We start from the raw sequence: 18,834 nt of genomic DNA on the forward strand, positions 1-18,834 counted from the left end.
TTGAACACAAAACAGTGGTCCGCCGCAGATCCAGTGTGGGAGCGGGCTTGCTCGCGAAGACGGACTTCCCGGCAACATAAATTCAGGATCTGATCATCTGCTCAGCGCGGCATATAACCCAACTGCCAACGCCGCGGTATCTTCAACGACAGCAACCCCAGCGCCCCGGCCAGCAGCCCGCTGACAAACAGCGCCTTGAGCCCAAGATGATGTTCCAGCAAAGCACCCAGCACCGCGCCGGCAAACATCCCGGCCCACGGGATCAACTGCACCCGCCAGCCATTGCGCCGCTCGCCAAGCATCCACCGCCCCAGCCCACGACCAAACCGCGACAACGCCCCGGTGACGTAAGTCAGCCCGACCGGCAGGCCGTTCACTTCTTCCACGGCGGCGTTGAGCATGCCCATGGCGATGATCGCCGCCAGCAACGCCGGCAATTGCGTCTCATAGGGCCATGCCGCAGCGCCGCAGAGCAGGGTGGCGATGCACAGCAGCAACGGCAGCGCCCGTCGGCCACCGAGCCGGCTGACGACAATGCCCAAGGCGTTGCCGGCGACAAATGTGGTCACGAGAATTATCAGGCGCAGGGTCAGCCCGAGGTCGCCGTCGCTGATCGCCACGGCCAGACGGGTGGTGTTACCGCTCATGAAGGACACGAAGTCGCCGCTGGCCATGAAGCCGATGGCATCGGTCATGCCGGCGAGCACCGACAAACTGGCGACCATCGACAGGCCGATGCGCCCGCGCCATTTATGGGTATGCAAATGGCCCGGTGTGGCCCGGGTACTTGAGGGCGAAGGCAGCATCGATGAAGGCTTCCTTGAGCAGCGAGATTATTTGGTTAACCCATATAACTCGCAATACTCCAGCCAGTCCATGCCGGCCATCTCCGCGACTTCCTTGTGCACCTCCAGACGTTGGGCCTGGTAGTCCTCAGGCGTGGTGGCAGTCAGTTGCAGTGTCAGCTCCCAGGCAAACAAACCCAGGCGCTCAGCCTCGGCTTCGAACGCTTCATGCAAGCGCTCGTCGCGGTACTGCGCCACTGTCTCGCCCTTGGCCTGGGCCAACAGTGGATTCAGGTTGTCCAGTTCGATGCGCAGCTCAGGACGCTCATCGAGAAACTTTTTCAGCGCCTGCTCGTGTTGCTGTTCGGTTGCCGCCATGGTCACTCCTTAGAAGACAGCTTTTTGCTCGCCTTGGCCGCCGCGGCCAGACACTCCAGAGCAAATTGCTCGGGGTAGGTCATCTGGATCGGCGTGGTTTCGCCTTTAACGGTTCTTTCGCCATCGAGAATGTAACGAATCCGTTTGTCGGTGACGCCAATTCGCTTGGCGATCCAGGAAGGCGTCTGACCGATCTGGCTGATCAGCTTGTCGGCGTATTCAGTGGTCGGTTTGTAGTATTCGGCGTTGGGGGTCATGACCTTTCCAGAAAAATGCGCCCGGAAAATGGGCGATGCGGCGTTAATGGCGCGACAGGGTGCGCGAATCGTTGCGCGGTGTCGCGGTATAAATGAAGTAAAGCAGAACGATACGCCGCGCCGCGGTGATACAGTCCGCTTTTTCTTGATGAGCGAACGCAATGCGAATTCTGATGGTGGCGCTGGCCGCAACCTTGCTGGCGGGCTGCGCCGGATCGGCGATGAATGACGCCCGCACCAAAACCCCGTACAAAACCCTAACCTCGGACAAACCGGAAAAAATCGTCGCCCAGTGCGTGCAATTTGCCTGGCAGGACGAAGCGGTGTTTGGCGTCGATGCGGGCGCTTATTTGCAGCCGGGCAAGAAGGGCGGCTCGACGGTGTATACCCGTTCGGCTGAATCTTTCGTAGACGTGAATACCGACGCCTCGGGTACAGCGTTGAGCTACTACGCGCAGCATGATGATTTTGTCGCCAAGCGCCGATTGGCGGCGTTGGCGACCTGCTTGTAGGCAAGATCAAAAGATCGCAGCCTTCGGCAGCTCCTACAGGGTGAACGCAATCCCATGTAGGAGCTGCCGAAGGCTGCGATCTTTTGGGGCACCCCCGAAAATCGAAGGTTAGGTTACAAATCCACCAAACGCTTCTGGAAAAAAAAGCGCTTGTGGCCCGGCGGGTAATCGGCAATGTGCCCCAACTCGCTGTAACCATGCTTCTTGTAAAACTCCGGCGCCTGGAAGTCGAAGGTGTCCAGCCAGATCCCCACGCATTCCTTCTCCCGCGCCAGGTCTTCGGCCATCTGCATCAGCTTCGAGCCCATCCCTTGTCCCCGGGCCTGCTCCGGCACTGACAACAACTCAATGAAAAACCACTGGTAAAACACTCGGCCATAAAGCCCGCCGAGAATCTCGTCGCTGTCATTGCGGACCAGCAAAGCAATCTGCTCCGACACCGTGGTCCCGGCCTTTGAGGCGTTGTAGGCGCGCAGCGGTGTGAGGATCGCCTCGCGTTCTTCCTGGGTGGCATTTTTCGACAATTCGATTCGCAGGGTCATAGGCTACACATCCTTATGGCATGAACACGGAGCCTATCCCGGTTGTGGCGATTGTTCTATCCCCTGTAACCGAAGGAACCGCCGGACTCCCGGGAATGTCTAGCCTGAACAACGTCATTGCTGAACGCAGCCATTGAGGACAGCCCGTGAATATTTTCGAAGCCTTGCGCGAAAGCCACGACCGTCAGCGCCGCTATGCCGATGCGCTGATTCAAACCCAGGGCGACACCCCGGAACGGGTAGAGGCTTACAAACGGCTCAAATCCGAGCTTCAGGCCCACGAAACCGCTGAAGAACGCCATTTCTACGTGCCGCTGATGGCGTTCGACAACGGCGTGGATCTTAGCCGCCACGCCATCTCCGAACATCACGAAATGGACGAGATGATGGAAGCGCTGGATGCGACCGAAATGTCCAGTCCGTCCTGGCTGGCAACGGCGAAAAAGCTCTCGGAGAAGGTCCATCACCACTTGAAAGAGGAGGAGCAGAAGTTCTTCCAGATGGCCGGCAAGTTACTCGACGAGCAACAGAAAGAAACCCTCGCCGGGCAGTATCAGAAAGAATACAAGGCGCAACTTTCCTGAGGGTGAAGCGCGAAGCTGTTCACTTTGAATCACAGTCGCCAGGCTTTTCTGTTTTCGCCTAACATGGACGCTTTCTGACGAACATAAGGATGGGATTGTCATGTCGAACACAGCCGAGCGGGTCAACATCATCGAGTCCCAGGTGCTGTCCCACGACTGGTATCTGCTGAAGAAAATCACTTTCGATTACTTGCGCAACAACGGCGACTGGCAGCGTCAGACTCGCGAGGTCTATGACCGGGGCAATGGCGCGGCGATTCTGCTGTTCAATCGCGAGAAGAAAACCGTCGTACTGACCCGCCAGTTCAGGCTGCCGGTGTTCGTCAACGGCCACGATGGTTTGCTGATCGAAGTGGCGGCGGGGTTGCTGGAAGGCGTTGCGCCTGAAGAGCGCATTCGCGCTGAGGCCGAGGAGGAAACCGGCTATCGCGTCCACCATGTGCAGAAGGTTTTCGAAGCCTACATGAGCCCCGGCTCGGTGACTGAAAAGCTGCATTTCTTCATCGCCGAGTACGACGCCTCTTCCAAAGTCAGTGATGGCGGCGGGCTGGAGGAAGAAACCGAAGAACTGGAAGTGTTGGAGTGGAAGTTCGACGAGGCGCTGGCGGCGTTCTATCGCGGGGAGATCTGCGATGCCAAGACCATCATGCTGCTGCAGTATGCGGCGATGAAAAACATCTTCGGAGCGGTTTGAGCAGGATTGGATTGGCCTCTGAGTCGAGAGAGCGTTCAAGCACAATGGTCGAGCATTTCGGCACAGTAACCAGCCTTTGCTCTCTCTAAACTCGTGCCTCACGCCAACACTCAGATGAGGTCACGATGAACATCAGAATAATCCTATCCGCATTGTCCATGGGCGTCGTGCTCACGGGACACGCTGCCGACTTCTCGCTGAAGAGCCAGGATATTGCTGAAAACCGCCCGTTGACCAGCCGCGAGGTGTTCCAGGGTTTCGGTTGCGAAGGGGGCAATACTTCGCCCGAGCTTTCCTGGAGCAACGCCCCGGCGGGTACCAAAAGTTACGCGATCACGGTCTACGATCCCGATGCACCGACCGGCAGCGGCTGGTGGCATTGGACGGTGGTCAACTTACCCGCTTCAACCAGCAGTTTGCCAAGAGGGGTCGGCTCGAACCTGCCTGCCGGTGCAGTACAAGGGCGAACCGATTATGGCCAACCGGGATTTGGTGGGGCTTGCCCTCCTGTAGGGGATAAGCCGCATCGCTATCAATTCACCGTATGGGCGCTGAAAGTCGATAAGCTACCCCTCGACAACCAGGCCAGCGGCGCCTTGGTGGGCTATATGCTCAATGCCAACGCCTTGGCCAAAGCGACCATTACTTCAACTTACGGACGTTAAGATCGATGCGCCCTTGTTTCGGCATACAGCACCGGGAAAATATTATCGATGCGTGTGTCATACGGGCTCGACAACCCCATACATTGCAACGGGTGCCGATATTCGCTACCGCCTTGTGTCGAGTGCGGCAGGGGGAAAAACTGCTGCAATGGGATGACCGGCAGATGCGTGCAGGGCCGCAACATCTGATTCTGATGCCGGCCGGGCGCGAGCTTGGCATCTCGAACTTCCCTGGCCTTCACGGTCACTACATTGCCGATGTGGTGACCTTTCCCGGTTCGACACTGCGTAACTTCAGCAGCCGATATGGCCAGCAGATCATCAGCCATCGCCATGCCCAGAAGACAGACCTGTGTGTCCCTTTGGACAGGCATACGACACAGGCATGGGATCAGTTATTGGCGGCCATCAATGCGGATGCTCCGGATGCCTTACGCACCCACTATGGGGAAGCGGTGCTTCTGAGCCTATGCCTCGGCGGCCAGGCCGGGCCGCTGCTGATGGATCGTAACGATCCACTGTGCGAACGGGTTCAGCAGTTGGTAATGAGCAGCCCGGAGAGAGACTGGACGGTTGCGCACGTGGCACAACACCTGAACCTGGGGGAGTCGACGTTGCGTCGCCAACTGGCCAATGAAGGAGACAGTTTCAGGAATATTCTGGAAAACGTTCGGCTGGCGACGGCGCTGCAATGGTTGCAAACCACTTCACGCCCCATCGGTGAAATTGCCGGTGCCAGCGGTTATGCCTCGGCCTCACGTTTTGCAGTGCGCTTTCGCTCACACTATGGCTTGTCGCCACGGGAATTGCGGGCGGCGATTTAGGCAATTGCTGTGAGATGTTCCCTGTCTTTTTGAAACTGTGCGTTTTGTGGCGAGCGAGCTTGCTCGCGCTGGGCGTGAAACGCCCCTTGTCGAAGATTTTGCCAGCGCTACGCACTGGAACGGGAGCAAGCTCCCTCGCCACAAGGGCTCATTAGCTCAAAACAAATCATCCATCCTGTTGGCACCCGACCATTCGCAACCTTCCAGCGTCAGCAACCGCTCTTTCGCCTCAAGCCCACCGGCAAACCCCGTCAGTTTCCCCGACGCACCGATCACTCGATGACACGGCGCGATAATCGAAATCGGATTCTTGCCATTCGCTGCACCCACCGCGCGAACCGCGCTGGGATTGCCGATCTGCCGGGCAATCTCGCTGTAGCTGCGCGTTTCGCCAAACGGAATGGTCAGCAGCGCCTGCCATACCTTCTGCTGAAATTCCGTCCCGGCAAAATCCAGTTCCAGTTCGAAACGGTTACGCGTGCCGGCGAAGTATTCCTGCAACTGCTGTGCGGTGCGCACCAGGATCGGATTGTCCGCTGCTTCAGTCATCGGCCCCAGCCTTACCCGACCCGGTTTGTCGTTTTCCCAGAGGATGGCCGCCAGTCGTGCGCCTTTCGCCACCAGTTTCAATTCGCCGACCGGAGACGCCAGGGTGGTGAAGGTGTAGGACATGCCGGCGGACTCCGCAAAAGTGCTGAACAAGGGGCCCAGCATACTGCCTCGTCGGGGAGGCGCAATACGCAATCCCAGCCATACTTGCCTACTGCTCTTGAACCGTTCCCGCTGTTTTTCAACAGAACCTAAAAACAAAAAGAGACCGACTCATGAAGTTCGAACCTTTTACCAAATCGCTCGTGGCAACCGCATTGGCGCTGAGCTGCCTGACCGCCCACGCGGCCTCCGTCGCCCCGGTCGCGGCCGAAAACGGCATGGTCGTCACCGCCCAGCATCTGGCCAGCCACGTCGGCGTCGATGTGCTCAAGAATGGCGGCAACGCCGTCGATGCCGCCGTTGCGGTGGGTTATGCGCTGGCGGTGGTGTACCCCGCGGCGGGCAACCTGGGCGGCGGCGGTTTCATGACGATTCAATTGGCGGACGGGCGCAAGACCTTCCTCGACTTCCGTGAAAAAGCCCCGCTGGCCGCGACCCCCGACATGTACCTCGACAAAGCGGGCAACGTCATCCCGGACCTGAGCACACGCGGCCATCTTGCCGTTGGCGTGCCGGGCACCGTCTCGGGCATGGAACTGGCCCTGAAGAAATACGGTACCAAACCCCGCAAGGAAGTGATCGCCCCAGCCATCAAGCTTGCCGAAGACGGTTTTGTGCTGGAGCAGGGCGATGTCGACTTGCTGGAGTACGCCACCGACGTCTTCAAAAAAGACATGCGCGACTCGGGCTCGATCTTCCTGAGCAATGGCGAACCGATGCAGGTCGGCCAGAAACTCGTACAAAAAGACTTGAGCAAAACCCTGCGGGAAATTTCCGAGAAGGGCGCCGACGGTTTCTATAAAGGCTGGGTGGCCGATGCCATCGTCACTTCCAGCCAGGCCAACAAGGGCATCATCACCCAGGCTGACCTCGACAAATACCAGACCCGCGAACTGGCGCCGATCGAGTGCGATTACCGTGGCTATCACGTGGTCTCGGCGCCACCACCAAGCTCCGGTGGTGTGGTGATCTGCGAGATCATGAACATCCTCGACGGCTACCCGATGAAAGACCTGGGCTTCCGCTCGGCTCAGGCGATGCACTACCAGATCGAAGCGATGCGTCACGCGTATGTGGACCGCAACAGCTACCTCGGCGACCCGGACTTCGTGAAAAATCCGATCGCCCATTTGCTGGATAAAAACTACGCGACCAAAATCCGCGAAGTCATCGATCCGCAGAAGGCCGGCGTGTCCCGCGAGATCAAACCCGGCGTAGCGCCCCACGAAGGCAGCAATACCACCCATTACTCGATCGTCGACAAATGGGGCAATGCGGTGTCTGTGACCTACACCCTCAACGACTGGTTCGGCGCCGGCGTCATGGCGAGCAAAACCGGGGTCATCCTCAACGATGAAATGGACGACTTCACCTCGAAAATCGGCGTGCCGAACATGTACGGTCTGGTGCAGGGCGAAGCCAACGCGATCGCCCCCGGCAAGGCGCCGCTGTCGTCCATGAGCCCGACCATCGTCACCAAGGACGGCAAAGTCGTCATGGTCGTTGGCACCCCCGGTGGCAGCCGCATCATCACTGCAACCCTGCTGACCATCCTCAACGTGATCGACTACGGCATGAACATCCAGGAAGCGGTGGATGCGCCGCGCTTCCACCAGCAATGGCTGCCGGAAGAAACCAACCTGGAGAACTTCGCCACCAGCCCGGACACCAAGAAGATGCTTGAAAGCTGGGGGCACAAATTTGCCGGGCCGCAGGACCCCAACCATATCGCAGCTATTCTGGTAGGTGCGCCTTCGCTGGAAGGCAAGCCAGTGGGCAAGAACCGCTTCTATGGCGCGAACGATCCACGGCGTAATACCGGGTTGTCACTCGGTTACTGAAACAGGCGATCACCGGCCACCTGAACTCCCGGGTGGCCCCGATCCCCGTAGCAGCTGCCGAGCCCGCGAGGCTGCGTTCGGCTGCGAAGCAGTCGTAAAATCGGCAACCGCGTTTATTCAGGTAAGCCAGCATTTGCTGGTTGGCGACCGCTTCGCGCTCAAACGCAGCCTCGCAAGCTCGACAGCTGCTACAGCTAGACAATTGCTACATGAAGAAGGGAGTTGAAATCTGTCTCCGAGCCACCGACTTATCAAGGAAGGAAGCCATGAGCACCGCACTCCTGATCATCGATGTCCAACGCGCGCTGTGCACCGGCGAGTATGAATGCTTCGACATCCAGCGCGTCATCGACACCATCAACGACCTCAGCACCAAAGCCCGGGCCGCCAACATCCCAGTCATCCTTATTCAGCACGAAGAAGAGGGCGACCTGCTGCAATTCGGCGGCGAAGGCTGGCAACTGGCCGACCGTCTGAAGACTTCACCCCAAGACTTGCGCGTGCGCAAAACCACCCCGGATTCGTTCTACCAGACCCACTTGCATGAACAGCTGCAAGAGCTGGACGCCGACCGCCTGATCATCTGCGGCCTGCAAACCGACTACTGCATCAACGCCACCGTGCGCCAGGCGCATCAATTGGGCTACGACGTCGTGCTGGTGGCCGACGCCCATTCCACCATCGACAACGGCGCGATGAGCGCCGAAGACATCATCGCCGAACACAACAAGGATCTGGCGCACCTGACCGGCTCCGTGGCGCGGATCGACGTGATGCCGGCCGGCGAAATCAAACTCTGAACAGCGCCAACCCCACGGCGGGGAGCTTGCGTGCCAGGGGCTGGACGCATTCGCTGTGCCTGTGGCATGGTCAAAAAAAAATACGCCATGCAGCGAACAGGATCAGAGCGATGGAGGAGGGTGATGAGGTCGGCGCCAAGGCGTCGATGGCAACGCTGCAAGCGTTCAATCTTTGCGTATTGCACCTGGGGCGTCTTGCCCGAGATCGCGGTGCATCCCGCTTCATCACCGACGGCCTGCAGGCGTTCAGCCAACTGGTGCCCTTCGCTTCGGCCTGGTGGGGCGAGATGTCTGCGCCGGGTGTCGATGTTTCGACCAGAAACTGGATGCACGGACGAATCAATCTGCCCGAGTCGTTTACCGCCGAGTGGCACACCTGTGCGCGCAACGATAAATTCTCCGATGACACCATGAGTCGACCCGGTGAGGTTGTGCGCGACAGCGGCTTCACCGACCCCAACGAAGACGTGAATGCATTCGCTCGGCGCCACGATCTCTACTACCTGATGTGCATCAGCTTCGAGTTACCCGAAAGCGGTTTGATGTTCTTCGTCTGTCTCTATCGAGGCATTGATGCTTCGGCTTTCAACGACAGCGAGGCCGATCTGTTTTCGGCCTTCTGCGACCATCTGTTGCAGCTGTGGCGATTCCAGGTGCAGGACATGATTCGCTTCGACACGGGCAACAGGGCGTCTGACTTTGGTGTCGCGCGTATGGATGGCAGCTTGCTGTACGTGGGGGCAACGCTGTGTGCAGCCATTGAACGTGAGATACCCGGCTGGAACGGTTCAATGCTTCCCGCGCAGGTGATCGCGCAACTGCAAAAGGCACCCTGCGTCATGCGCCTGGGTCGCTGCGCCCTGACACTGAGCCCTAACGCCGAACACGTTATCCTGTCGCTCGAAACCCAGTCGCGCGGGGCGATGCTTGCGCCACGCGAGCGAACGGCAGCCATGCTGTTCGCCGCCGGGCATTCCTACAAGGAAATTGCCAAAATCCTCGAGTTGAGCCCTGCGACAGTGCGCACCTACCTGCGCAACTGCTACCTGCAACTGGGCGTGAAGAGCAAGGTGGAACTGGGGTCGGTGCTGCGTTCAGCGACCTCGCTTGCGGATGCGACGCGCCGCGATTAAATCCGCCTACAACACGCGCCCTGTAGGAGCGAGGCTTGCCCGCGAAGGCGTCAGGTCTGGCACACCGTGTTATCGTTCTTCGCGGGCAAGCCTCGCTCCTACAAAAAAAGGAATGCAGCTCACATTTCTAAGGTGTATTGATTTTATCCAGCACCCGGTTCGCGGTGATCTCCGCCACCATGATGCTGTTTGAAATGCCCAGCAGGGCGTAGCGCGACTCACCCTCCAGATGATCCACCAACTGATGGACCATCACATCGACCGAGGCCAGCGTCTCGACCAAAAAAACCGCCAGGGTTTCGGCTGTGGCCTGTGGGTCCACGGAAAACATAGTGCTGGGTGTACGCGCGGTGGCTTTGATGTCGGCATTCGACGGGAAGTGGAAGTCGAGGGCGCGTTCGGCGGCCTCGTTGAGTTTTTTTGAATCGGGTTCGTATGGGGAGATCGGATCGGTGTCTGGCGGATTGGGTGTGACTTTGAACATAGATGAAAACTCCTTGTTGCAGATTTTAAGGAGCCATCACCCTCGCTACCAAACGAAGAGTGGCGGCCATACGCGGGTTGGTAGACCGGCTGCAACAGGAAACCCGGCGCTCACAATGGAGCCCCACGCATGACCACCATATAAAGCCGAGCCCCAAAAAAGAGACGGCATAAGGTGTTGCCATACGGCTGTTACAGACGGGCTACCAAACCCGATCACTGTTTTTCAGTGACAGGGAAACGATATAGCCCACCCCATAGCCGCACAAGCCGGCGGATTCTGGTGCAGCCGTAGGCAACGGCGCAAGGTTTTGTAGCTTTCAGGACGTAACCATGAGGATGCTTAAACAAACGATCTCGGGCGACGTTGAATGATCTTGCGCGCGCGTCCTACACGAGGTGGAGCCTTGAAAACCGAGGACGCATCTGACGTATGTTTGAAGTGGGTCATCGCAAGTGTGGTGGCTAGCGTAGAACTGGCCGCCACCGTTGCCGCCTACACCCCGTCACTCCACGAAGCCCCGCGGGATCGGTAAGCGTCTTGCAGTCATTGGTAGATTGCTGAGAAAGTAGAAAAAGTTGCGTGCGTTAGCCGATTACGACATCCGAGAGGAAATGGGTGTAGTGGAGGTCAAGCAACATATTGAAACGAGCAAGCAACTGATGGGGGATCTTCGCAGAATTTGTCCAAAGCCGTCGTCGGAATCGGCGGCGGGGCGTCACTGGGGGTTGTACAGGCAGGCGGATGGCCTAAGGGCGATCTAAGTGTTAGGTTGAGCCAAACGAATTGCGAGCTTCAAATGCTCCCCGAAGAAAAAGCGACAGAAGAGGCTGCCTGAGACCTATGATCATCTTGAGCTTATCGAGCTCCTAACCGAGGCAGAGAAAAATGAGTGCAGCTAAGACCGGAAAATCCAGTCCTTTGGCTGAATTTTTCTGCAAGGCTTCCCCCGAGACCAAGCGGGACGTATTTATAGTGGCGATGTCTAAAGCGATCGCCTCCCAGCGTGACGTGCTGGATAAGGCGGAAGCTATCAAGATGGCGCGAAAAACCGAGAAGGCTTCTGCCTAAGGCGAATGTGTCATTGACCAAAAAGCCCAGCGATCCGCTGGGCTTTTTCGTTTCTGGGGATTCGTACAGACGAGAAGGGCCCGCAACACGACGCCCCGGCTGTCGGCTGGATCAAATCCCTCACGGCCTCCCAAGGCCTCATCGCCGAGCAAGTCGCCAAGGGCAGCTACAAAAACTCCGCCTCGTTCTACCTCCCAGATGCCGCCAACAACCCCATGCTCGGTGTCTACGACCTGCGCCACGCAGACCGCGATGGCGAGCAAGCCGTCATCGAGTTCAGCGGCGTGTCCGTCGATATCAATGTTGACTGTGCCGCCGTCTTCGCGAGCAAGCCCGCTCCCACAGGTTCCGCTGCTACACCAGATCGGATGCCTGCCATCTAATTGCCTCACCCCTCCTCATTTGTAGAGGTCCATCCGACGCCTGCGCCCTATAGGGTATGCCCTGCATATCAGAGGCTTGCGGCCGTCTGTTCGGGCCACTTCCAAAACTATAAAAATAGAGGTGAGGCAGTTGAAATTTTCCAGGCTGTTTATCGCCGTTGCATCGACAACGGCATTTTCCTGCATGGCGCTGGTGGGGTGTCAGACACAGGGTTCGACGCCGGCTGACATGGTGATGCGCAACGGCTATGTCTACACCGTCGATGGCAAGAACTCGGTGCAACAGGCGATCGCCGTCACGGGCGGGAAGATCGTCTATGTCGGCAGCGATGAAGGCGTTGCCTCGTACATCGGCACGCAGACCCAGCTGATCGATCTGGCGGGACGCATGTTGATGCCCGGCTTCGTCGATGCGCACATGCATCCGGGGGACGGCGGTCGCGCCATGACGTTGTGCGATCTGAAATACCAGACGATGACTCGCAAGGTTTTCCAGGAAACCATTCAGGCGTGTCTGGATGCCGACAAGGGCAAGGGCCCCGATGTCTGGCTTGAAGTGGGCAGTTGGGACCGCATGGGCATGACCGGGCTCGATGGCGATCCCGACAAATCGACGCTGGATGCACTCAAGACCAATCGCCCGATTCAGGTCCGTTCCACCGACTTCCATACCGTGCTGACCAACTCCCGTGGCCTGGCGGTGGCTGGCATCAACAAGCACACGGCCAATCCGGGTGATGGCAAGTACGTGCGCGACAGCGCCGGCAACCCGACCGGTATCTGCGAAGACGGTGCCGCCGATGCCATGGCCGCCGTGGTGCCGCCAGCCAGCGACGCCGAAAAACTCAACCAGACCCGCGCGGCGCTCGATGCCATGCGCCAGCAAGGCATCACCAGTTTCTTCGATGCCTTGTCGGGGCCTGAAAATGGCAAAGCGTTTACCACCCTGCAACAGTCGGGCGAGCTGACCGCTCGGGCCTTGTTGGCGATCAAACTCGACCCTGCCGCGGCCGCTGCAGACCCGGCGGAAACCATTGCCGAGGCCAAGGCATTAGCCAACACCTACGACCAGGGCGAAGCCAAAGTCGCGCCGGGCGTAAGCATGCGTCACGTCAAATTGTTCATGGACGGCATCATCAACGCTCCAGCGGATACCGGGGCAATGTTGACCCCGTACCTGCGCAATGCCGGCACCGATGCCGCGCCCAAGTGGACGCCTGGCAAGAATATCGGTGAGTTGTATTTCCCGCCGCAAGTGCTCAATCCGCTGCTGTTGCAAGCGGTGCAGGCCGGCCTCGACCCGCACCTTCACGCCACCGGGGACCGAGCGGTGCGTGACTCGTTGAACGGTATCGAATACGTGCGCCAGCACCTGCCGGGCAACGGTTTTCGTCCGGCCATTACTCACGCCGAGTCGGTGGACCCCGCTGACTATGCCCGCTTCAAGGCGCTGGATGTGACCGCCAACATGTCGTTCCAGTGGGCCCAGCAGGCGCCGTCCACGGTTGACGGCACCAATGAACATCTCGGTCCGGCGCGTTTTGCCCGCATGGAGCCATCGGGCAGCATCCGCCGCGCGGGTGGCCGGGTTGCTTATGGCAGCGACTGGCCCGTCGACCCGCTCGATGAGTTCTTGGCGCTGAAGATCGGTGTCACCCGTTCAGGCGATCCGCTGAACCCGCACAGCTATGGCCCCAAGTATGCCGGCAGGTTGAATGCCGACCCGGCACTGACACGAACCGACGTGCTGCGCACCATCACCATGAACGCCGCCGAGCAACTGAAACTGGAGGCTGTCGTCGGTTCGGTCGAGGTTGGAAAGTTCGCCGACTTGATCGTGCTGGACAAGAACTTCATGCAGGTACCGGAGGATGAGCTGGGCCGAAACGAAGTACTGCTAACGGTGGTCGGCGGCAAGGTCGTGTGGGCAAAGACGCCGTTCGTTGGACTTGATCCGAAGGCATTGTCACAAGCTTCCCCATCCAGAATCGCCCAATAAAAACAAGAGAGTGTTCCGATGCAACTATTCATTCCCAACCTGTTGGCCGCAGCCCTGGCCCTTTCCTCGGCGCAGGCCATGGCCGCCGCTGATCTTGTGCTGTTCAACGGCAAGGTCTTTACCGCCGAACCCGGTCAAGCACTGGTTCAGGCCGTGGCGGTGCAAGACGGCAAGATTCTTAAAGTGGGCAGCAATGCCGAGATCAACGCCCTGGCCGATGCCCAGACGCAACGAATCGATCTGGCGGGCAAAGTGCTGATGCCTGGAATGATTGATACCCATAGTCACCCGGTCGTTGCGGCCTTCAACAGCCAGGGGGCCAACCTGCTGGATGAAGTAAAGCCGTTGCCGGAACTTGAGCAATGGGTGATCGAGCAGGATGAAGCGGGGCGGGCACGGGCCGGTGACGTGATCAGCATTAGCGGGGTGAGTTCGGCCTATTGGGAGAAAAGCCGCGAGCTCGGTCAGCGCTTCAATCAGGGACGCTGGGCGGACCAACCGGTGGTCCTCAGCGGGATTGACGGGCATACCGGCTGGGCCAACAACGCAATGCTCAAGCGCCTGAAGATCGACGCGGCACTGGTAAAAGGTCTGTCGGAACAGGATCGCAGTTTCGTAGGGCACGAAGCAGACTTCACCCCCAATGGGTATTTTGCCGAGTCGCGCTGGGACAAGATACGCAGTCAAATCCCCGCGCCCGGCAACGAGGTCATGCTCAAGGCTGCCCGCGAGGCGGTGAAGGTCAATAACCAATATGGCGTTACCGCCTGGATGGACGCGGCAGCGAATGCCGGAAGTGGCGATTCGCTGCTCGATTTCCAGGCCACCGAGCAGAGTTACGGTGTTCTACCGCTTTACCGCGAATTGGCAGAGAAGGGCGAGCTCAATGCCCACGTCGCGGCGCTGCTGCTGGCTAACCCCAAAAGTCGGCCGGCTGATCTGGAAGTGCTGGCCAAGGTGATGAAGAAATTCGAGGGCGTGCCCAACCTGAGCTTCCCTGGCATCAAGGTCTTCGCTGACGGCGTCCTGGAGTTTCCAGGGCAGACGGCCGCAGTGATCGTTCCGTTCACCAACAGTCAAAAAAACGGTCAGTTGCTGATCGACCCGGCACACTTTGGTGAATTGGTCGTTGCGGCGGAGAAGCGTGACTGGATTGTGCACACGCATGCGGTCGGCGACCGTGCCGTACGTGAGTCACTCAATGGTGTTGAATACGCGCGCAAACTCAACCCGACACCGATGGCCCACAGCATCACGCACCTGCAACTGGTTAATCCGAAGGAGTTTCCGCGCTTCAAGCAACTCGGCGTGATCGCTTCCATGCAGCTGCTGTGGGCTACCGGCGAGTCTTACACGGTGGAGTTGGTCAAACCGTATATCAGCGCGTTCGCTTACGGTTATCAGTATCCCGCCGGGTCCCTGCATAACGCCGGTGCGGTCATCGCCGGTGGCAGTGACTGGCCGGTGTCCAGCCCCAACCCGTGGAATGCCATCGCTCAGGCCAGCACTCGCAAAGGGCCGCTGGGTGTATTGAATGCCAAAGAAAGCATTGATCGCCAGACCATGTTCTACGCCTACACCCTCAATGCCGCCAAAGCCCTGCGGCTGGAGCAACAGATTGGTTCGCTGGCGCCCGGCAAACAGGCCGACTTGATCATCCTCGACCGCGATGTGTTCAAGGTCAGCGACGACGAGCTGTTCAACACCAAGGTCCTGAAGACTTTCTTCGCTGGCAAGCAGGTTTACGCGCCCGCGTCCTGACGACTACCCGCCGGTAGCACCGAAAAAAATGCTCCTGCTCCTCGCATGGCGAGGGGCAGGGCAACGCCGTGCCCGACATCACCCGCTGATCCATAAAAATAAGAGACTTGTATGAACGTACGCTCAGCATTGACCGTTGCCAGCCTTGTATTGGCTCCCCTGACCAGCCAGGCACTGACGCTTAACGATGACTTCAGCCTGGACATGACCCTGGGCGTTTTCAGTGACTATCGCTCCCGTGGCATTTCGCAGACCCTGAGGGATCCGGCGGTTCAGGCTGGCGCCACGCTGATGCACAGCAGCGGCTTGTACATCGGCGCCTGGACCTCGAATGTCGATTTCGGCGGCCCATACAAAACCCGGCAGGAACTCGAGTACTACGCGGGCTACTACTGGCAGGCGACCGAGGCAGTCAGTCTGGATCTGGGGTACATCAAGTACGACTATCCAAAGGAAGGCCAATTCAACATGAGTGAGGTCTACGCCATCCTTGACGTTTATGGCGTGAAGCTCGGCGCCAACTACTCAAACGATACGCCGAACTTCTTTGGCGAGGATCAGGACACCCTCTACACCTACCTCAGCTACAAAATCGAATTGCCGGCCGAGATCGGCCTGGACCTGCGCGTGGGTCGCAACGATGTCAAAGACCCGGCTTTCTGGTCCGCCAACGGCGAAAGCCGTGATGCCTACACCGAGTGGGAAGCCAAACTGACCCGTGATTTCGTGGGTGTGACCTGGGGCCTCAGCTACATCGATACCGACCTGTCGAAAAGCGAATGCGCGAGCTGGTACGGCTATGGCGACCTGTGCACTGCCACCGTGGTCGCCAGTGCCAGCAAGGCCTTCTAAGCGTTCAAACCCCTGTCAGTCAGTTAACAGTCAAGCGATCAATTGTGGCGAGGGAGCTTGCTCCCGCTCGACTGCGCAGCAGTCGCAAAATCGGCATTGTTGTCAGGATTTTGGGGCCGCTTCGCAGCCCGGCGCGAGCAAGCTCGCTCGCCACAGAACATCCGTACCCGTCTGTCCCTCAGAAGAGAACACCGTAATGACCAAGCTCAGTGATAGTCAGCAGCGAAGTCCCCTGATCGAGACACGTTCGATCGATTACATTCCCGAGGCCGAGCGTCATGGCAGCCTCTACAGCCAGTTCACCCTGTGGCTCGGCGCCAACCTGCAGATCACCGCGATCGTCACCGGCGCTCTGGCCGTGGTGCTGGGTGGCGATGTGTTCTGGTCACTGATTGGTTTGCTGATCGGCCAGTTGCTCGGCGGTGCGGTGGTTGCCTTGCATGCGGCACAAGGACCGAAGCTTGGGTTGCCGCAGATGATCTCCAGTCGTGTGCAGTTCGGCGTCTATGGGGCGGCGATCCCGATTGTGCTGGTGTGCCTGATGTACCTCGGTTTCAGCGCCACCGGCGCGGTGCTGTCGGGGCAGGCTATTGCCCAGTTGATCGATGTCAGCGACAGCGCCGGCATCCTGATTTTCGCCTCCTGCATCGCGTTTCTGACGATCTTCGGTTATCGGGTCATCCACTTGGTCGGACGGGTGGCCAGCGTGCTGGGCATCATTGCCTTCGTCTACCTGTTTACCCGGTTGATGACGCTCAACGACATCGGCCTGTTGCTGGAAAATCGCCATTTCGGCTGGAGTACTTTCCTGCTGGCGGTGTCCCTTTCCGCCTCCTGGCAGATCGCGTTTGGCCCTTATGTGGCCGACTACTCACGCTACCTGCCGAGCAAGACTTCGTCCTGGAAGACGTTCACCGCCGTAGGCCTGGGGACGGTGCTGGGCGCCCAGGCGTCCATGGTGCTGGGGGTGTTCGCTGCGGCGTTGGCGGGCACGGGTTTTCGCGGGCATGAAGTCGCCACCATCGTTGGTTTGGGCAGTACCGGCGTGATCGCTTCCTTGCTGTATTTGAGCGTGGTATTCGGCAAGGTCACGGTGTCGACCCTCAACGCTTATGGCAGCTTCATGTGCGTGGCGACCATCATCAGTGGCTTTCGTCGTGGCTTCGAGATATCCGCCGGTAAACGCATGCTGTTTGTGCTGGCGATTGTCGGCGCGTCCACCGCGCTTGCATTGCTGGGGCAGCACTCGTTTCTCACCACGTTCAAATACTTCATCCTGTTTTTGTTGACCTTCTTCACGCCGTGGAGCGCGATCAACCTGGTGGATTATTACTTCATCAACAAAGAGCGCTATGACATTCCCGCGTTGTCCGACCCGGCGGGGCGTTATGGCCGCTGGAATGTGTTGGGGATCAGCGTGTACGTCTTCGGCGTGCTGGTTCAGCTGCCTTTTGTCGACACGCACTTCTATTCCGGACCGATGGTCGCGCAGCTCGGCGGCGTCGATATTTCCTGGATCGTCGGGCTGGTGGTGCCGGGCATTCTTTACTACTGGGTGGCCAGGACAACCGGGCTTGCCATGTCGGTCGAAGGCAACTCGAAGGCTTGAAGGCCCCGTCGTTCAAGGGCCGTAGAGTTGGCGCGGCGATAACTCCCTTGTGTTCAGGCGTCTCCTATACTGATCCGCGTTGACAGGTTCAACGCAGATCCTGAATGCCGTTGGAGCAGCCAGCGGCTTCCCTACGACTCAACAGTAAGGAGAACGAACATGGCAATCCGTATTGGCGACGAAGCACCGGACTTTACCGTCGAAAGCACCGAAGGCCCGCTGCATTTCCACGAGTGGATCGGCGACAAGTGGGCGATCCTGTTTTCGCACCCCAAGGACTTCACCCCGGTGTGCACCACTGAGCTTGGCTACATGGCGGGGCTCAAGCCGGAGTTCGATAAACGCAACACCAAGATCGTCGGGCTCAGCGTCGACCCTGTCAGTAATCACCAGACCTGGGCCAAAGACATCGAAGAGACCCAGGGGCATGCGGTCAACTATCCGATGATCGGGGACGAGAATCTGGTGGTGGCGAAGCTCTACGACATGATTCATCCGAATGCCAGTGGCGGCGCACGGACTGCCGTGGACAACGCTACGGTGCGGTCAGTGTTCATCATCGGCCCGGACAAAAAGGTCAAGGCGATGCTGATCTACCCGATGAGTGCCGGGCGCAACTTCGATGAGGTGCTGCGTCTGCTCGATTCTCTGCAATTGAACGCCAAGCACACCGTCGCCACCCCGGTGAACTGGCGTCCGGGCGAGGACGTGATCATTCCCACTTCGGTCTCCGATGAGGACGCCAGGAAGAAATATCCGGATGGCTTCAAAACGCTGAAACCTTATCTGCGCACGGTGGCGCAACCGAAGTAATCGATCTGTTGGGAGACCCCAATGCCAGTCAATTAAGCGAAATCCATGTGGGAGCGGCGGTGCGGCGATCCGACTTGCTTGCGAAAGCGGTGTGTCAGGCGACGCCAATGTTGACTGTGCCGCCGCCTTCGCGAGC

The 18,834-nt window shown here is 58.8% G+C and carries 20 protein-coding genes; 14 read left to right on the forward strand and 6 right to left on the reverse strand.

Annotated features, from left to right (window positions below; translation table 11 throughout):
• Positions 1-101: 101 nt before the first annotated feature.
• From PMI36_RS24950 to PMI36_RS24940, 3 genes are read right to left on the reverse strand one after another with little or no spacing between them, the layout of a single operon-like run.
• Entirely contained in the window at positions 102-806 is a 705-nt protein-coding gene (locus PMI36_RS24950) for a YoaK family protein (RefSeq protein WP_008068352.1), read from the reverse strand.
• A 27-nt stretch (positions 807-833) separates the two neighbouring features.
• A complete protein-coding gene (locus tag PMI36_RS24945; protein ID WP_008068354.1) occupies positions 834-1,163 on the reverse strand; it encodes a DUF6388 family protein in 330 nt (109 codons plus the stop codon).
• 2 nt (positions 1,164-1,165) lie between these two features.
• Positions 1,166-1,420, reverse strand: a complete 255-nt coding sequence (locus tag PMI36_RS24940; RefSeq protein WP_008068356.1) for a hypothetical protein — start codon at positions 1,418-1,420, stop codon at positions 1,166-1,168.
• Between the two features lie 161 nt (positions 1,421-1,581).
• Here PMI36_RS24940 and PMI36_RS24935 point away from each other — a divergent pair, with 161 nt between their 5' ends.
• Positions 1,582-1,932 (forward strand): hypothetical protein, encoded by a 351-nt coding sequence (locus PMI36_RS24935; protein WP_008068357.1) that lies wholly within the window; start codon positions 1,582-1,584, stop codon positions 1,930-1,932.
• Between the two features lie 113 nt (positions 1,933-2,045).
• Here the strand turns inward: PMI36_RS24935 and PMI36_RS24930 are convergent, their stop codons facing one another.
• Entirely contained in the window at positions 2,046-2,474 is a 429-nt protein-coding gene (locus PMI36_RS24930; protein ID WP_008068359.1) for a GNAT family N-acetyltransferase, read from the reverse strand.
• A 146-nt stretch (positions 2,475-2,620) separates the two neighbouring features.
• Here PMI36_RS24930 and PMI36_RS24925 point away from each other — a divergent pair, with 146 nt between their 5' ends.
• The 4 genes from PMI36_RS24925 to PMI36_RS24910 all read left to right on the forward strand — a co-directional run bounded on the left by PMI36_RS24925 (position 2,621) and on the right by PMI36_RS24910 (position 5,241).
• Positions 2,621-3,058: a hemerythrin domain-containing protein gene (locus PMI36_RS24925; protein ID WP_008068361.1), complete on the forward strand. Its 438-nt coding sequence runs from the start codon at positions 2,621-2,623 to the stop codon at positions 3,056-3,058.
• Positions 3,059-3,158: 100 nt separating this feature from the next.
• Complete coding sequence (locus tag PMI36_RS24920) at positions 3,159-3,752, forward strand: NUDIX domain-containing protein (RefSeq protein ID WP_008068363.1); 594 nt, start codon at positions 3,159-3,161, stop codon at positions 3,750-3,752.
• A gap of 125 nt (positions 3,753-3,877) precedes the next feature.
• Positions 3,878-4,417 carry a kinase inhibitor gene (locus PMI36_RS24915; RefSeq protein WP_008008535.1) on the forward strand — a complete coding sequence of 180 codons (540 nt, stop codon included), beginning with the start codon at positions 3,878-3,880 and terminating at the stop codon, positions 4,415-4,417.
• Between the two features lie 5 nt (positions 4,418-4,422).
• A complete protein-coding gene (locus PMI36_RS24910; RefSeq protein ID WP_008068366.1) occupies positions 4,423-5,241 on the forward strand; it encodes a helix-turn-helix transcriptional regulator in 819 nt (272 codons plus the stop codon).
• Between the two features lie 156 nt (positions 5,242-5,397).
• Here PMI36_RS24910 and PMI36_RS24905 read toward each other — a convergent pair whose 3' ends face one another.
• Positions 5,398-5,913: a methylated-DNA--[protein]-cysteine S-methyltransferase gene (locus PMI36_RS24905; RefSeq protein ID WP_032830118.1), complete on the reverse strand. Its 516-nt coding sequence runs from the start codon at positions 5,911-5,913 to the stop codon at positions 5,398-5,400.
• A 152-nt stretch (positions 5,914-6,065) separates the two neighbouring features.
• On the opposite strand from PMI36_RS24905, the gene ggt reads away from it, so the two are divergent.
• The 3 genes from ggt to PMI36_RS24890 all read left to right on the forward strand — a co-directional run bounded on the left by ggt (position 6,066) and on the right by PMI36_RS24890 (position 9,726).
• Complete coding sequence (gene ggt, locus PMI36_RS24900; protein WP_008068370.1) at positions 6,066-7,793, forward strand: gamma-glutamyltransferase; 1,728 nt, start codon at positions 6,066-6,068, stop codon at positions 7,791-7,793.
• Positions 7,794-8,059: 266 nt separating this feature from the next.
• A complete protein-coding gene (locus PMI36_RS24895) occupies positions 8,060-8,593 on the forward strand; it encodes a cysteine hydrolase family protein (RefSeq protein WP_008068371.1) in 534 nt (177 codons plus the stop codon).
• A gap of 110 nt (positions 8,594-8,703) precedes the next feature.
• Entirely contained in the window at positions 8,704-9,726 is a 1,023-nt protein-coding gene (locus PMI36_RS24890) for a helix-turn-helix transcriptional regulator (RefSeq protein ID WP_008068374.1), read from the forward strand.
• Positions 9,727-9,853: 127 nt separating this feature from the next.
• Here the strand turns inward: PMI36_RS24890 and PMI36_RS24885 are convergent, their stop codons facing one another.
• A complete protein-coding gene (locus PMI36_RS24885) occupies positions 9,854-10,210 on the reverse strand; it encodes a DUF6124 family protein (RefSeq protein ID WP_008068376.1) in 357 nt (118 codons plus the stop codon).
• An 888-nt stretch (positions 10,211-11,098) separates the two neighbouring features.
• Here PMI36_RS24885 and PMI36_RS24880 point away from each other — a divergent pair.
• The 6 genes from PMI36_RS24880 (at position 11,099) to PMI36_RS24855 (ending at position 18,698) form a co-directional block, all read left to right on the forward strand.
• A complete protein-coding gene (locus PMI36_RS24880) occupies positions 11,099-11,281 on the forward strand; it encodes a hypothetical protein (RefSeq protein WP_008068377.1) in 183 nt (60 codons plus the stop codon).
• 513 nt (positions 11,282-11,794) lie between these two features.
• Positions 11,795-13,663, forward strand: coding sequence for an amidohydrolase (locus PMI36_RS24875; RefSeq protein ID WP_008068378.1), 1,869 nt, complete (start codon positions 11,795-11,797; stop codon positions 13,661-13,663).
• 18 nt (positions 13,664-13,681) lie between these two features.
• Positions 13,682-15,424, forward strand: a complete 1,743-nt coding sequence (locus PMI36_RS24870) for an amidohydrolase (RefSeq protein ID WP_008068379.1) — start codon at positions 13,682-13,684, stop codon at positions 15,422-15,424.
• 111 nt (positions 15,425-15,535) lie between these two features.
• Complete coding sequence (locus PMI36_RS24865; protein ID WP_008068380.1) at positions 15,536-16,276, forward strand: TorF family putative porin; 741 nt, start codon at positions 15,536-15,538, stop codon at positions 16,274-16,276.
• A gap of 196 nt (positions 16,277-16,472) precedes the next feature.
• Positions 16,473-17,885, forward strand: a complete 1,413-nt coding sequence (locus PMI36_RS24860; protein WP_008068381.1) for a purine-cytosine permease family protein — start codon at positions 16,473-16,475, stop codon at positions 17,883-17,885.
• A 159-nt stretch (positions 17,886-18,044) separates the two neighbouring features.
• Positions 18,045-18,698, forward strand: a complete 654-nt coding sequence (locus tag PMI36_RS24855; RefSeq protein WP_007904854.1) for a peroxiredoxin — start codon at positions 18,045-18,047, stop codon at positions 18,696-18,698.
• Positions 18,699-18,834: the final 136 nt, after the last annotated feature.

Source organism: Pseudomonas sp. GM79 (assembly GCF_000282495.1).
GTDB lineage: Bacteria > Pseudomonadota > Gammaproteobacteria > Pseudomonadales > Pseudomonadaceae > Aquipseudomonas.

Coding starts and splice junctions, on each gene's coding strand:
- PMI36_RS24870 (WP_008068379.1), top strand. CDS start 13,682: ATGCAACTATTCATTCCCAACCTGTTGGCCGCAGCCCTGGCCCTTTCC.
- PMI36_RS24865 (WP_008068380.1), top strand. CDS start 15,536: ATGAACGTACGCTCAGCATTGACCGTTGCCAGCCTTGTATTGGCTCCC.
- ggt (WP_008068370.1), top strand. CDS start 6,066: ATGAAGTTCGAACCTTTTACCAAATCGCTCGTGGCAACCGCATTGGCG.
- PMI36_RS24855 (WP_007904854.1), top strand. CDS start 18,045: ATGGCAATCCGTATTGGCGACGAAGCACCGGACTTTACCGTCGAAAGC.
- PMI36_RS24920 (WP_008068363.1), top strand. CDS start 3,159: ATGTCGAACACAGCCGAGCGGGTCAACATCATCGAGTCCCAGGTGCTG.
- PMI36_RS24905 (WP_032830118.1), bottom strand. CDS start 5,913: ATGTCCTACACCTTCACCACCCTGGCGTCTCCGGTCGGCGAATTGAAA.
- PMI36_RS24885 (WP_008068376.1), bottom strand. CDS start 10,210: ATGTTCAAAGTCACACCCAATCCGCCAGACACCGATCCGATCTCCCCA.
- PMI36_RS24860 (WP_008068381.1), top strand. CDS start 16,473: ATGACCAAGCTCAGTGATAGTCAGCAGCGAAGTCCCCTGATCGAGACA.
- PMI36_RS24880 (WP_008068377.1), top strand. CDS start 11,099: ATGAGTGCAGCTAAGACCGGAAAATCCAGTCCTTTGGCTGAATTTTTC.
- PMI36_RS24935 (WP_008068357.1), top strand. CDS start 1,582: ATGCGAATTCTGATGGTGGCGCTGGCCGCAACCTTGCTGGCGGGCTGC.
- PMI36_RS24940 (WP_008068356.1), bottom strand. CDS start 1,420: ATGACCCCCAACGCCGAATACTACAAACCGACCACTGAATACGCCGAC.
- PMI36_RS24945 (WP_008068354.1), bottom strand. CDS start 1,163: ATGGCGGCAACCGAACAGCAACACGAGCAGGCGCTGAAAAAGTTTCTC.
- PMI36_RS24950 (WP_008068352.1), bottom strand. CDS start 806: ATGCTGCCTTCGCCCTCAAGTACCCGGGCCACACCGGGCCATTTGCAT.
- PMI36_RS24915 (WP_008008535.1), top strand. CDS start 3,878: ATGAACATCAGAATAATCCTATCCGCATTGTCCATGGGCGTCGTGCTC.
- PMI36_RS24930 (WP_008068359.1), bottom strand. CDS start 2,474: ATGACCCTGCGAATCGAATTGTCGAAAAATGCCACCCAGGAAGAACGC.
- PMI36_RS24890 (WP_008068374.1), top strand. CDS start 8,704: ATGGAGGAGGGTGATGAGGTCGGCGCCAAGGCGTCGATGGCAACGCTG.
- PMI36_RS24895 (WP_008068371.1), top strand. CDS start 8,060: ATGAGCACCGCACTCCTGATCATCGATGTCCAACGCGCGCTGTGCACC.
- PMI36_RS24910 (WP_008068366.1), top strand. CDS start 4,423: ATGCGCCCTTGTTTCGGCATACAGCACCGGGAAAATATTATCGATGCG.